Source organism: Bradyrhizobium sp. SZCCHNRI20481 (assembly GCF_032485055.1).
Lineage (GTDB): Bacteria > Pseudomonadota > Alphaproteobacteria > Rhizobiales > Xanthobacteraceae > Bradyrhizobium.
In genome coordinates this window covers 50,369-63,724 of record NZ_JAUEUE010000024.1, presented here as the reverse complement: position 1 = coordinate 63,724, position 13,356 = coordinate 50,369, and the positions used below count along the sequence as shown (strand labels likewise).

At 66.2% G+C, this 13,356-nt stretch carries 11 protein-coding genes; 1 reads left to right on the top strand and 10 read right to left on the bottom strand.

Annotated elements, in window-relative coordinates:
- Positions 1-188 precede the first annotated feature (188 nt).
- From QX132_RS30905 to QX132_RS30860, 10 genes are all read right to left on the bottom strand, one after another.
- Positions 189-1,529, bottom strand: a complete 1,341-nt coding sequence (locus QX132_RS30905) for an HlyD family type I secretion periplasmic adaptor subunit (RefSeq protein WP_315753615.1) — start codon at positions 1,527-1,529, stop codon at positions 189-191.
- A complete protein-coding gene (locus QX132_RS30900) occupies positions 1,526-3,268 on the bottom strand; it encodes a type I secretion system permease/ATPase (RefSeq protein ID WP_315734816.1) in 1,743 nt (580 codons plus the stop codon). Before QX132_RS30900 ends, QX132_RS30905 begins: the two co-directional genes overlap by 4 nt.
- A gap of 193 nt (positions 3,269-3,461) precedes the next feature.
- The gene (locus QX132_RS30895) at positions 3,462-3,731 is read right to left on the bottom strand and encodes a GlsB/YeaQ/YmgE family stress response membrane protein (RefSeq protein WP_315713716.1); all 270 of its coding nucleotides are present in this window, start codon (positions 3,729-3,731) and stop codon (positions 3,462-3,464) included.
- A 124-nt stretch (positions 3,732-3,855) separates the two neighbouring features.
- A complete protein-coding gene (locus QX132_RS30890; RefSeq protein WP_316163652.1) occupies positions 3,856-4,839 on the bottom strand; it encodes an ABC transporter ATP-binding protein in 984 nt (327 codons plus the stop codon).
- A gap of 254 nt (positions 4,840-5,093) precedes the next feature.
- The gene (locus QX132_RS30885) at positions 5,094-6,506 is read right to left on the bottom strand and encodes an amidase (RefSeq protein WP_316163651.1); all 1,413 of its coding nucleotides are present in this window, start codon (positions 6,504-6,506) and stop codon (positions 5,094-5,096) included.
- Positions 6,503-6,700, bottom strand: a complete 198-nt coding sequence (locus QX132_RS30880; protein ID WP_006611297.1) for a hypothetical protein — start codon at positions 6,698-6,700, stop codon at positions 6,503-6,505. Before QX132_RS30880 ends, QX132_RS30885 begins: the two co-directional genes overlap by 4 nt.
- 28 nt (positions 6,701-6,728) lie before the next feature.
- Positions 6,729-7,778: an oligopeptide/dipeptide ABC transporter ATP-binding protein gene (locus tag QX132_RS30875; protein WP_316163650.1), complete on the bottom strand. Its 1,050-nt coding sequence runs from the start codon at positions 7,776-7,778 to the stop codon at positions 6,729-6,731.
- A 5-nt stretch (positions 7,779-7,783) separates the two neighbouring features.
- Positions 7,784-8,662 (bottom strand): ABC transporter permease, encoded by an 879-nt coding sequence (locus tag QX132_RS30870; protein WP_316163669.1) that lies wholly within the window; start codon positions 8,660-8,662, stop codon positions 7,784-7,786.
- A 28-nt stretch (positions 8,663-8,690) separates the two neighbouring features.
- Positions 8,691-9,644: an ABC transporter permease gene (locus tag QX132_RS30865; RefSeq protein ID WP_315775550.1), complete on the bottom strand. Its 954-nt coding sequence runs from the start codon at positions 9,642-9,644 to the stop codon at positions 8,691-8,693.
- 193 nt (positions 9,645-9,837) lie between these two features.
- The gene (locus QX132_RS30860) at positions 9,838-11,487 is read right to left on the bottom strand and encodes an ABC transporter substrate-binding protein (RefSeq protein ID WP_410052921.1); all 1,650 of its coding nucleotides are present in this window, start codon (positions 11,485-11,487) and stop codon (positions 9,838-9,840) included.
- Between the two features lie 219 nt (positions 11,488-11,706).
- Between QX132_RS30860 and QX132_RS30855 the strand changes: the two genes are divergently transcribed.
- A complete protein-coding gene (locus QX132_RS30855) occupies positions 11,707-13,302 on the top strand; it encodes an ABC transporter substrate-binding protein (protein ID WP_316163649.1) in 1,596 nt (531 codons plus the stop codon).
- Positions 13,303-13,356: the final 54 nt, after the last annotated feature.

Here is a 13,356-nt window from a genome sequence, read left to right as displayed (position 1 = left end):
GTGACGCAAAGCGTCAGCGGGCGCCGACCCGGGACCCATACCGCGTGATCTCGCTTGAGGCAGGCCACACGTTGAGCCTTCGGGCAAGCCAATGTCCGCCGGTGGTTATGGATCCCCGCGTTCGCGGGGATGACACTGAGTTTGGGGCAGCGCCAATGGTCTCGAAGCAGCGGCGTGTCGCCCTTGCCTCACTTCTCCCGGAACGCACGCATCAGCTGGTCGTGCAGCGGCTTCATCAGGTAGGAGATCACGGTGCGATCGCCGGTCTGGACGAAGGCTTCGACCGGCATGCCCGGAATCAGCTTGACGTCGCCGAGCCGGGCGATCTCCTCCGGCGGCATCGAGACGCGGATGGTGTAATAGCTCTGGCCGGTGCGCTGGTCGGTGGTGACGTCGGGCGAGACGCGGCTGACGACGCCGTTCAATTCGGGCGTGGTGCGCTGGTTAAAGGCGGAGAGCCGCAGCAGCGTCTTCTGGCCGACCTGCAGCTTGTCGATGTCCTGCGGATTGACCTTGGCCTCGACCTGGAGGTCGTCGCTCTGCGGCACGATCAGCATGATGGTGTCACCGGCGGTGATGACGCCGCCAACGGTATGCACGGAGGACTGCAGCACCATGCCGTCCTGCGGCGCGCGGATGTCGACGCGGCGGAGCTGGTCCTCGGCGGTGACCTTGCGCTCGACGAACTCTCCGATCTTGTCGGTGGTCTCGCGCAGATCCTTGGACACCTCGCTGACCATATCCTTGTCGACCTGGATGATCTGCAGCTCGGTCTCGCTGATCTTGCCCTTGGCCTGCGCCCGCGCCGCGATGAATTGCGCGCGCTCGCCGTTGAGGCGGGCGGCGTCGCGCTCCAGCGTCGTCAGCCGCGACAGCTGCACCAGATGCTGCTCATAGAGCTGGCGCACGCCGTCGAGCTCCTTCTGCACCAGCGCGATCTCCTGGTCCTTGGCGCTGACCTGCGCCGAGAGGCCCTCGATCTCCTCGTTCAGCTGGGTGACGCGCTCGCGCAGCTGCGCCTTCTGGCCGATGCGGCCGTTGACGCGGACCTCGAACAGCTTGGTCTCGCTCGCCGTCAGGCTCTTGACCTCGGGATCGCTCATGCGCTGCAGCAACTGCGGCGGAAACAGGATCTTGGCCCAGCCCCGCTGCTCGGCCTCGAGCCTGGCGGCGCGCGCCTGCAACGCATCGAGATTCTTGGTGACGATGGCGAGAGAAGCCTTGGTCACGGTGTCGTCGAGCCGCACCACGATGTCGCCGGACTTGACGACGTCGCCGTCACGCGCCCGGAGCTCGCCGACCACGCCGCCGGTCGGATGCTGCACCTTCTTGACATTGGATTCGACCACGATCTGGCCCGGCGCGATCAACGCGCCGGAGATCTGCTGCGTCGCGGCCCAGCCGCCGAGCCCGCCGGCGACTGCAACGACGACGCCCATGCCGACCAGCAGGTGACGCCTTATCGACTCGCGCACGCTCTCCGGCTTGCGCGCCCTCGGAAGAGGACCAGCGACGACCTGACTGCTCATGACTTCGTCACTCCGGCCTCCGAGACGATCTTGATCGGTGCCGGCGGGCGCGGCTGAAGCACCTGCGCCAGCACCGTCTCCTTCGGACCGAAGGCCTGCGCGCGGCCATCCTTCATCACCAGGACCTGATCGACCGCCTCGATGCCGATCGGCCGGTGTGCGACGATGACCACGATCGCGCCGCGCGCCCGCGCCGAGCGCACCGCGCGCGACAACGCCTCGTCGCCTTCGGTGTCGAGATTGGAGTTGGGCTCGTCGAGCACGATCAGGAACGGGTTGCCATAGAGCGCGCGCGCCAACGCCACGCGCTGCGCCTGGCCCGCCGAGAGCGCGGCGCCCTGCTCGCCGATCTCTGTATCGTAGCCGTCGCGCATCTTGATGATCATGTCGTGCACGCCGGCCTCCTTGGCGGCGGCGATGATGCCGTCGGCGGAGGCTTTCGGATCGAAGCGGCAGATGTTCTGCGCCACGGTGCCGCCGAACAGCTCGACATCCTGCGGCAGATAGCCGATGTGGCGGCCGAGCTCGTCCGTCGACCATTGGTCGAGCGCCGCGCCGTCGAGCCGGACATGGCCGCGCACCGGACGCCAGACGCCGACCAGCGCGCGGACCAGCGACGACTTGCCCGACGCGCTCGGGCCGATGATGCCAAGGCCGTTGCCGGCGGACAGCGCGAAGCTCACGTCCTGCACGATCGCCTTCTGATCGCCGGGCGCGACGATCGAGATGGCCTCGACCGAGAGCTTGCCGACCGGCGGCTGCAACAGGGTCGGCGCCGGTCGCTGCGGCATCGTCTGCAACAGATGGCTGAGACGGCGCCAGCTCTGGCGCGCGGCAACGAAGCTCTTCCAATGCGCGATCGCGAGATCGACCGGCGCCAGCGCCCGCGCGCTCAGGATCGAGCCGGCGATGATGATGCCCGCGGTCGCCTCCTGATGGATCACGAGATAGGCGCCGACCGCGAGCACCGCGGACTGCAGCATCATGCGCAGCACCTTGGCGATGGCGCCGAGGCCGCCGGCGACGTCGCTGGCGCGCTGGTTGCCGGCGAGATATTTCTCGTTGGTCTCGCTCCAACGCGACAGCATGCGCCCGGTCATGCCCATCGCGACCAGCACCTCCGCGTTGCGCCGGCTTGCGGTGGCGAGATCATTGCGGCGGGCGGCGAGCCCCATCGCCTCCTTGGCGGGAGTGCGGGTGAGGAATTCGGTGATCAGCGTCAGGGTGACGAGGATGATGGCGCCGGCCAGCGCGGTGACGCCGAGCATCACGTGAAAGGCGAAGCAGATTGCCAGATACAGCGGCAGCCACGGCAGATCGAAGAACGCGCCCGGCCCCTGGCTGCCGAGAAAGCTCCTGATGTTGTCGAGGTCGCGCAACGGCTGCAGCCCTTCGTTGCGACCGCCGGCCGCCAGCGGCAACCGCACCACGGTGTCGAACACCCGCGCGTTCAGGCTCTCATCCAGGGCGGTGCCGATGCGGCCGAGAATACGGCTACGGATCATGTCGAGCGCGCCCTGGGCGGCGTACAGCCCGGCGGCGATGATGATCAGGCCGATCAGGGTCGGCACGGACCGGCTGGGCAGCACCCGGTCGTAGACCTCGAGCATGAAGATCGAGCCGGTGAGGTAGAGCAGGTTGATGATGCAGCTCATCGCCCCAACGCCGATGAAGGCGCTGCGGCAACCGCGCAAGGCATCGCTGAGCTCGGATTGCCTCACGTGAGGTGCGGCCGCCATCACCACCATCTCTTCAATTGATCAGATGAGCTGCATGACCGCCGATCAAAAGCACAAACTGGCGGCAAACAAGGCGAAATATACTGATTCCTGCGGTGAGCGTCCAACGATGCTCACTTTAGCGTAAATAGCTATGTGCTTGGGTATGTCGCGTGGCGCAGTGCAAACGTTCAGCCGCGCCGGATCGCAAGCCCTAGAGCCGCCCGCCGGTCCGCACCAGCCGCACCACCAGCAGAAGAATGATGGCGCCGAGCGCGGAATAGACGATTTCCGACACGAGGCCGGTCCCGATCCGGACGCCAAGCCGCGGGAAGATCAGGCTCGCGACCAAAGCGCCGAGCACGCCGATCACGATGTCGCCGACCAGCCCGAAGCCGGTGCCGCGCACGATCTTGCCCGCGAGCCAGCCTGCAACCAGGCCAACGAACAGAATGACCAGGATACCTTCGTTCGATACGTGCATGGCGCGTCCTCATCCGGCGCGGACGATCGGTCCCACGCGTGCCAGCACCTTAGCGAGGCCGCCGCGACGCTTCGACACGCGATGCACGGTTTCGGCCGGTGAGTAGCGCGTTTCGGGCGAACCGTTACGTCGCCGCCACACTTGCCGGCGCCTCGGCCAGGATACAGCGCGCCAGCCGCTGCGGTCCGAGCGCAATGTTCGGCGGCATCGCCTCCGAGCAGCGCGGCTGCGCCAGGCTGCAGCGCGGTGCGAACGAGCAGCTCCGCGGCGCCCGGTCGAGCGAGGGTGGCGTGCCGGGAATGGTCTGCAGCCGCTCACCGCGCCTGGCACCGTGGATCGTCGAAGCCAGCAGGCCGCGCGCATAGGGGTGCATGGGTTGGCGCACGATCTCGCGCAAGCTGCCCTGCTCCACGATCTCTCCGGCATACATCACGGCGAGGCGGTCGCAGATCTCGATCGCGACGCCGATGTCGTGGGTGACGAAGATGACGGACATGCCAAACTCGCGCTGCAGTTCGCGCAGCAGCAGCAGGATCTGGATCTGCACGGTGGCGTCGAGTGCGGTGGTGGGCTCGTCCGCGAGCAGCACTTTCGGCCGGCACGCCAGTGCCAGCGCGATCATCGCCCGCTGGCGCATGCCGCCGGACATCTCGTGCGGATAGGACTCCAGGCGACGCTTCGCCGAGGGAATCCTGACGACGTCGAGCATCTCCAGCGCCCGCGCCTGCGCTTCTGCAAAACTCTTGCCCTCGTGCCGCATGACGGTCTCGGCGATCTGCCGGCCGATGGTATAGACCGGATCGAGCGCAAGCCCCGGCTCCTGGAAGATCATCGACACGGAGCGGCCGCGAAACTGCGACAGCTCCTCGTCGTTCATCGCCAGCACGTCGCGGCCCAGCACCTTGACACTGCCAGAGATCTGCGTCCGCTTGTTCGGCAACAGCCGCATCAGCGCCCGCATGGTCACGCTCTTGCCCGAACCGGACTCGCCGAGCAGGCCGAGCACCTCGCCGTCGCCGAGCGACAGGCTGACGTCGTTCACCGCATGCACGGTGCGCTCGCCGGTGAAGCGGATGGTGAGATTGTCGATCTCGACGAGGTTGGTCATGGGGAGGCTATCTCACCTTGCCGTCAGGAACGCCGTGGCCAATTGCGAAGTGAGCTGCCACCCTCCCCTGGAGGGGGAGGGTCGGCTCGCATGAAGCGCAGCGGAATGCGAGACGGGGTGGGGTGACAGCCCCTCCATTGACTCGCTTCCAAGGGGAGAGACCGTCACCCCACCCCGATTGCGCATGCCATGCGCAATCGACCCTCCCCCTCCAGGGGAGGGTGAGATCGTCGGACGGTATGCACAGGTCTCCCTCATGGCAGCGTCGGCACCCTGGCGTGGAAATCAGTCGCGCGCTGGAAGGCGGCGCCGATGGTCAGGATCGTAGCCTCATCGAACGCGCGGCCGATCAGTTGCATGCCGACCGGAAGACCCATCGACGTGAAGCCGGTCGGGATCGCCAGCGATGGCAGGCCGAGATAGTTCACCGGGCGGGTGAAGCGGGTGATGCGCTGGATCACGGCCTCCGCACCCGGCGCGCCGCCAACGTCACTCTCGACGATCGAAGGTGTCACCAGCGGCGACACCGGTGCGACCACCGCATCGACGCCTGACGTCGCTGCGACATGCGCCGCCAGGGCCGCACCGCGCCAGCGCAGCGCTTCGAGATAGGTCACACCGGAAACGGCCAGCGCGTTCTGCAGCCGCATCAGCACCTGCGGGCCATAGTCCTGCGGCCGCTCGATCATCCAGCGCTTGTGGAAGGCGGCCGCCTCGACCGCGAGCACAAGCTGGCAGGCTGCGGTGAGCTGGCGCTGATCCGGCAGCTCGACCTGAACCACATCGGCGCCCTCGGTCTTCAGCACCGCGATCGTCGCATCGAGACAGCGCGCCACCTCAGGATCGAGGTCGTCGACATAGAACGCCTTGGGCACGCCGATCCTGAGACCCTTGATCGAGGCCTGGGTGGCCGCGACATAGTCCGGCACGGGCGCGGCGCTGGCGGTCGGATCCTCGGGATCAGGACCGGCCATCAGCCCGAGCAGCAACGCGCAATCCTCGGCAGTCTGAGCAAGAGGTCCGACCGTGTCGAGCGACTGCGACAGCGGCATCGCACCGGCGCGGCTGACGCGGCCCCAGGTGACCTTCAGGCCGGTGACGCCGCAGAAATTCGCGGGCATGCGGATCGAGCCGCCGGTGTCGGAGCCGAGCGCCGCAAAGGTGAGACGCGCGCCGACCGCCGAGCCGGAGCCGGACGACGAGCCGCCGGTGACGTAGCCGAGCTTCCAGGGATTGTGCACCGGACCGTAATGCGCGTTGTGGCCGGTCGGGCCATAGGCGAACTCGGCCATCTGCAAGGTGCCGAGCCGGATCGATCCGGCATCCTTCAGCCGCTGCAGCGCGGTCGACGTCGTCGTCGCCACGAAGTCGCGCCGGATCAGCGAGCCGCAGGTCGAGATGTGGCCGGCCTCGTAGTACATGTCCTTGTGGGCGAGCGGCACGCCATGCAGCGGGCCCTTCTGGCCGTCCTTGGCCAGGGCGGAATCGGCCTCGGCGGCCGCCTTCAACGCCGGCTCGGACTCGATCGCCATGAAGGCGTTCAGCTTCGGCTGCCATTGCGCGATGCGGTGCAGGCAGGAGCGCGTCACCTCGACCGAAGAGAGCTTCCTGTCCGCGATCGCCTTCGCGACGTCGGTCAGGGTCATCAAGGAAGGTTCGGTGCTCATCGGCCCACCTTCAGCGTCTGCGCCACGACGTAGCTCGCAGGCTCCAGGTCGAACGGCAGGGTGCCGGCGACCGCGGCGAAGTTGTCGAAGGCCGGTCCGATCGAGTCGGCGATGCGGGTCGCAACCTCCTTGTCGACGGGCAGCCCGGAGGCCTCCGCGATGGCACTGACTTGTTGGGGCGTGGGTCTGGTCATTCCGCTTCTCGCTGCTGGTGTCTGCCCTTCAGGCGGCCGGCGCACGGCTGTGTCCCGAACCTGATATCGCCATGTGGCAGGCGGCCTGATGGCCCATTGTATCCAGCTCCGTCAATCTTGGCGCGACATTCGAGCAGAGCACCTCCGCGAACGGACAGCGGGTATGAAACCGGCAGCCGGCCGGCGGATCGATCGGATTCGGCGGATCGCCGGAGAGCGGCGGCGTCTCGGTGCGCCGGTCCGGATCGGATGACGGCATCGCCGCCAGCAGCGCCCGTGTATAGGGATGCGCCGGCTTGGCCCAGACCTGCTCGACCGGGCCGAGCTCGACGACCTCGCCGAGATACATCACCAATACGCGATCGGAGATGTAGTTGATGACGTTGAGGTCGTGGCTGATGAACAGATAGGTCAGGCCGAACTCGCGCTTGAGGTCCATCAGCAGGTTGAGCACCTGCGCCTCGACCGATTTGTCGAGTGCCGACACCGCCTCGTCGAGAATGACGAGCCGCGGCGACAGCGCCAGCGCCCGCGCAATGTTGACACGCTGGCGCTGGCCGCCGGAGATTTCGTGCGGATAGCGGTTGGCGAAGGTTTCGGGCCGCAGGCCGACCTTGCCGAGCAGCTCGCGGGCGAGCGAGCGCGCCGCGATGTCGGTCATGCCGTGCACCTTCGGCCCGAACGCGATCGACTCCTCGATCGTCAGCCGCGGATTGAGCGAGGCATAGGAATCCTGGAACACCATCTGCATGCCGCGACGCAGCTCGCGCAGTGACATCTCATGCCCGACCTGGCGGCCGTCGAAGATGATCTCGCCGGCATCCCGCTCCATCAGGTGCATCAAAAGCCGCGCCGTCGTCGACTTGCCGCAGCCGGACTCGCCGACGATGCCGACGGTCTCGCCCTTGCCGATGACGAACGAGACATCATCGACTGCGCGCACCGTCTTGCGTGCGCCGAACAGGCCGCCACGCACCGGGAAATGTTTGGTGAGACCATCGACCCGCAGCAGCGGCTGCGCCTTGCCGCCGAGGTCCTCGATCGGCTCCAGGCCGGTGACTGCCGTTGCTTCACTCATGATCATCAGCTCCGGATGTCCATGGCGCTGCGCAGGCCGTCGCTGAGCAGGTTGAAGCAGATGGAGACAGCAAAAATCATCGCGCCCGGCAGCGCCGCCACCCACGGATTGACGTAGATCGCGGTGCGGAGCGTGTTCAGCATCAGGCCCCATTCCGGCTCCGGCGGCTTGGTGCCGAGACCGAGGAACGAGAGACCCGCAGCGAGGATCATCGATACCGAGATCAGGCCAGTGGCGTAGACGAAGATCGGCCCGAGCACGTTGCCGAGCATGTGCGCGCGCATGATCGTGAACGATGAGGCACCGGAGGCCCGCGCCGCCTCGACGAAATCGCGGTTGCGCACACCCGTGGTGACGCTCTCGGCGACGCGGGTGATCTGCGGCACGAACACGATGGTCAAGGAGACGATGGAGTTGGTGATGCCGGCGCCGAGCGCGCCGGAGATCGCGATCGCCAGCAGCACCGAGGGGAAGGCGTAGAACACGTCGATGGTGCGCATGATCGCGGTGTTGACCCAGCCGCCGACATAGCCGGCGACGAGGCCGAGCAGCGTGCCGATGCCGAAGGCGAGGATCACCGGCGAGATGCCGATCAGCAGCGACAGCCGGCCGCCATAGATCAGCCGCGCCAGCATGTCGCGTCCGAGCTCGTCGGTGCCGAGCGGATAGCTCGGCGTGCCGATGTGGCGCAGGCGGCGGATCATCGAGCCCTGATAGGGATCGGCGAGATGCAGATAGGGCGCGAGCAAAGCGGAGAGCAGGATCAGCATCAGGACCGCGACGCAGACCATGCTGACCTTGTCCCTGACGATGCGGCGGCCGACGGTCGCCCAATAGCCGCGTGCGTTCGCGACCGGTGCGGCCTGCAGCGAGGCGTCGTTCATCGTGCTCGTAGGACTGACGCTCACCGCACTAGCCTCGCTTGATGCGCGGATCGATCGCGGCCTGCGCGATGTCGACCACGAGGTTGAGGATGACGAAGAACATCGCGAGCACCAGGATCGTGCCCTGCAAGAGCGGCAGATCGCGCTGGAAGATCGCCGAGTTCAACAACAGCCCAGAGCCGGGCCATGAGAACACGGTCTCGATCAGGATCGAGCCGCCGAGCATGTAGCCGAGCTGCAGCCCCATGATCGCCAGCGCCGTCGGTGCGGCATTCTTCAGCACATGGCGGAACACATGGGTCTCGCGCAGCCCCTTGGCACGCAGCGCCTCGACGAAATCCTGGCTCAGGATGTCGCCCGTCAGCGCGCGCACGGTGCGGGTGATGATGCCCATCGGGATCACCGACGTGGTGATCGCGGGCAGCACCAGGAAGCGGATATGCGCCCAGTCCCATGACCACGCGCCCGAGCCGGACGGACCCGCGCCGACCGCGGGCAGCCAGTTCAGCTCGACCGAGAAGATGATGACGAGCACCATGCCGAGCCAGTAATGCGGCACCGAGACGCCGGCGATCGCGATCGAGGTCGCGACCTTGTCGATCCAGCTATCGCGGAAATAACCGGCGACGAGGCCGAAGAACAGGCCGAGCGAGAAGCCGATGATGGCGGCCGCGATCGCGAGCGTGACAGTGTTGGACACCGCGCGCAGCACTTCCGCCAGCACGGGGCGACCGGTCGCGATCGAGCTGCCGAGATCACCATTGACCGCGCGCCACAGCCATAGCCCGAACTGCACCGGCAGCGGCTTGTCGAAGCCATAGGCGACGCGGAGCTGCTGCGCGAGCTCCTGCGACGCGTCGGCCGGCAGCACCGCGACCAAGGGATCACCGGGCGTGATGTGAACGAGCATGAAGCAGACGAGCGCGACGCCGATGATGATCGGAATCGCATAGACCATCCGCCTGGCAGCGTAAGAGAGCACGAGTCACCTGGTTTCTTCCTTCAACCATACGGGAGAAGGTGGTGATGGAAGACTCCCCTCCCCCTTGCGGGGAGGGGTCGGGGGTGGGGGTCCACGCGAAGACTGCCGCCGGAGGCCCCCCCTCCCCGCCCCTCCCCCACAAGGGGGGAGCGAGCGCAACGGCGCACGTGCAGAGACTACCCCTCTATCAAGATCACGGCTCCACCGAGATCGGCGAGAAGTCGATGAACCAGCTCTTCGGCTGCACCACCCCCTTGACCTTCGGGCTCATGGCGCGTGGGCCGACGTCGTGGGCGACGTAGAGGAACGCCGCATCGTCGACCGAGGCCGCATGCAGCTCGGCGAGCGCCTTGTCGCGCTCGGTGGGATCGAAGGTCTGGCGCGCCTTCTTCACCAGCTCGTCGAACTTCGGATTGTTGATGAAGCCCCAATTGTTCGAGACCGGCGGCGCCATCGAGGACTGCAGGAAGCGCACCAGCGCGAAGAACGGATCCATCGCCGCGTAGGTGACGTTGGTGGCGTTGGCGCCGTTGGCCGAGGGATCCTTGGCGCCGCGGCGCCAGTTGGTGAACAGCGTGTTCCACTCGATGACGTCGAGCTTGACGTCGAAATAGCACTCGGCCAGCGCCTGCTGCAGATACTCGTTCATCGGCAGCGGCTGCATCTGGCCCGAGCCCGACGCCGAGGTCTGCGTCTTGACCTCGAGCTTCTTGTTCGGGCCGTAGCCGGCCTCCTGCATCAGCTTCTGTGCGGCCGCCTTATCGTACTTGATCTCGAAGGTGACATTGCCGCGCCAGGGATGGCCCTTCTCGAAGGTGCCGGTCGCCGGCACCATCAGTCCGGCGAGCAGGCCATCCTTCAGGCCTTCGCGATCGATGCAGAGATTGGCGGCCTTGCGGACGCGGATGTCGTTCCACGGCGAGCCGTCGACGCGCGAGAACTGCCAGGGCCAGACATGCGGCTGCTCATTGGCGTAGAGCTTGAAGCCGCGCTGCTTGATCTCGGGCAGCGCATCCGGCGCCGGCGCCTCGACCCAGTCGACCTGACCGGACAGCAGCGCCGCGGTGCGCGCATTGGCTTCCGGCATCGGCAGCAGGATCATCTTGTCGGACTTCGGCACGCGCGCCTTGTCCCAATAGGCCTCGTTCTTCGACAGCTCCAGCCGCTCGCGCGGTGTGAACTTGCTCATCTTCCACGGGCCGGTGCCAGAGGCGTCCTTGGCAAACGCGGCCCAGGCGGCTTGCGACTTCGCCTTGTCGTCGGCGCCGGTCGCGGCCTCATAGAGCTTCTGCCACTTGGTCGGGCTCGCCATGAACAGGTTGGTGAGGTTGATCGGCAGGAAGCTGTCCGGCTCCTTCGTCGTCAGCTCCACCGTGAGATCGTCGATCTTGCGCGCCGACGCCAGCGTCGGCATGCGCGAGGCGGTGACGCCGACCTGGCTCGGATCGAATTGCGGCGCGTCCTGCTTCAGCACCTTCTCGACGTTCCACACCACGGCATCGGCATTGAATGGCGCGCCGTCATGGAAGGTGACACCGGGACGCAGCTTGAACGTCCATTTGGTCTTGTCGGCGTCGTCGACCTTCCATTCGGTAGCAAGGCCGGGAATGACGACGCTCGGCTTGTCCGCCGACGACAGGTCCCACGCCGTCAACGCGTCATACATGGTGAGGCCGGTGAAGCGGTTACCCTCGAAACCCTGGTCGGGCTGGCCGAGCGTGCGCGGAATGTCCGCCGCAGTCATGCCGATGCGCAGCACGGATTCCGCGCTGGCTTGCGCCGGCAGCGCGAGGGCCGAGACCGTCGTCATCATGGCAGCCGCAACAGCCGCACGTTCCTTCATTGAGGTCGCAATACGCGAAAGCACGATCAACATCTCCGATCAAGCTGGCTAAATTCTGTGCATCGTTATGCAACGGCTATGCCAGCGATGCCTTCGCGCACGGCCCTGCGACGCGAGGTCACAACCGTTTGTACTCAAATGATCACCGCCCGGGGCTTGGCATCCGGATTGCAGGTTTCGTGGATCGAATTGATCCGATTGCCACGGAGCTTCACCCGCATGCGTATCCTCAACTCAATGCTCGCCGCTGCGCTCACGCTCGGCCTTTCTGCCGGCGCGGCGCGGGCCGAAACCGTTCTGCGCTACGGCATCTCGATGGCCGACATCCCGCTGACGACCGGCCAGCCCGATCGCGGCGCCGGCGCCTATCAGTTTACCGGCTATACGATCTATGATCCGCTGGTCGCGTGGGACATGAGCACAGCCGACAGACCGGGCAAGCTGATTCCGGGTCTCGCCAGCGAGTGGAAGGTCGACGAGGCCGACAAGACCAAGTGGCGCTTCACCCTGCGCAAGGGCGTCAAGTTCCACGACGGCAGCGACTTCAATGCCGACGCGGTGATCTGGAATCTGGACAAGGTGCTCAACGATAAGGCACCGCAGTTCGACAAGCGGCAGAGCGCGCAGGTGAAGACGCGGCTGCCGTCGGTGGCGAGCTACGCCAAGATCGACGACTCCACGGTGGAGATCACCACCAAGACGGTCGACTCCTTCTTCCCCTATCAGATGCTGTGGTTCCTGATTTCGAGCCCGGCGCAGTATGAGAAGCTCGGCAAGGACTGGGACAAGTTCGCCAGCCAGCCCTCCGGCACCGGCCCGTTCAAGCTGACCAAGCTGGTGCCGCGCGAGCTCGCCGAGCTCACGAAGAATTCCGAATATTGGAACAAGGACCGGCTGCCGAAGACGGACAAGCTGGTGCTGGTGCCGATGCCGGAAGCGCTGACCCGCACCAATGCGCTGCTCGCCGGCCAGGTCGACCTGATCGAGACGCCGGCGCCGGACGCCGTGCCGCAGCTCAAGGCGGCCGGCATGAAGCTCGTCGACAACGTCACGCCGCATGTCTGGAACTACCATCTCAGCGTGCTGCCGGGATCGCCCTGGACCGACATCCGGCTGCGCAGGGCGCTCAACCTCGCGATCAACCGCGACGAGGTCGTCGGGCTGATGAACGGCCTCGCCAAGCCCGCCAAGGGCCAGGTCGATCCGTCGAGCCCGTGGTTCGGCAAGCCGAGCTTCGAGCTGAAATATGATGTCGCCGCCGCCAAGAAGCTGGTCGAGGAGGCCGGCTATTCGCCAGCCAAGCCGCTGAAGACGACCTTCATCATCGCGCAGGGTGGCACCGGCCAGATGCTGTCGCTGCCGATGAACGAATATCTGCAGCAGAGCTTCAAGGAGATCGGCATCGACATCGACTTCAAGGTCGTCGAGTTGGAGACGCTGTACACGCATTGGCGCAAGGGCGCGGCGGACGAGATGAACGCCGGCATCACCGCCAACAACATCGCCTATGTCACATCGGACCCGCTCTACGCGATCGTCCGCTTCTTCGCCTCCGACCAGATCGCGCCCGTTGGCGTCAACTGGGGCGGCTACAAGAACCCCAAGGTCGATGCGCTGATTGCTGAAGCCAAGCAGACGTTCGATCCGGCCAAGCAGGACGAGTTGATCGCGCAGGCGCATGCGGCTGTGGTCGACGATGCGGTGCTGGTCTGGGTCGTGCACGACACCAACCCGCACGCGCTATCGCCGAAGGTCAAGAAGTTCGTGCAGGCGCAACACTGGTTCCAGGACCTGACGACGATCGGGGCGGAATAACTGACCGGGCCGGCTGCTGTCGTGCTCGCAAAGAAGGAAGCCCGGCGTTTTGCC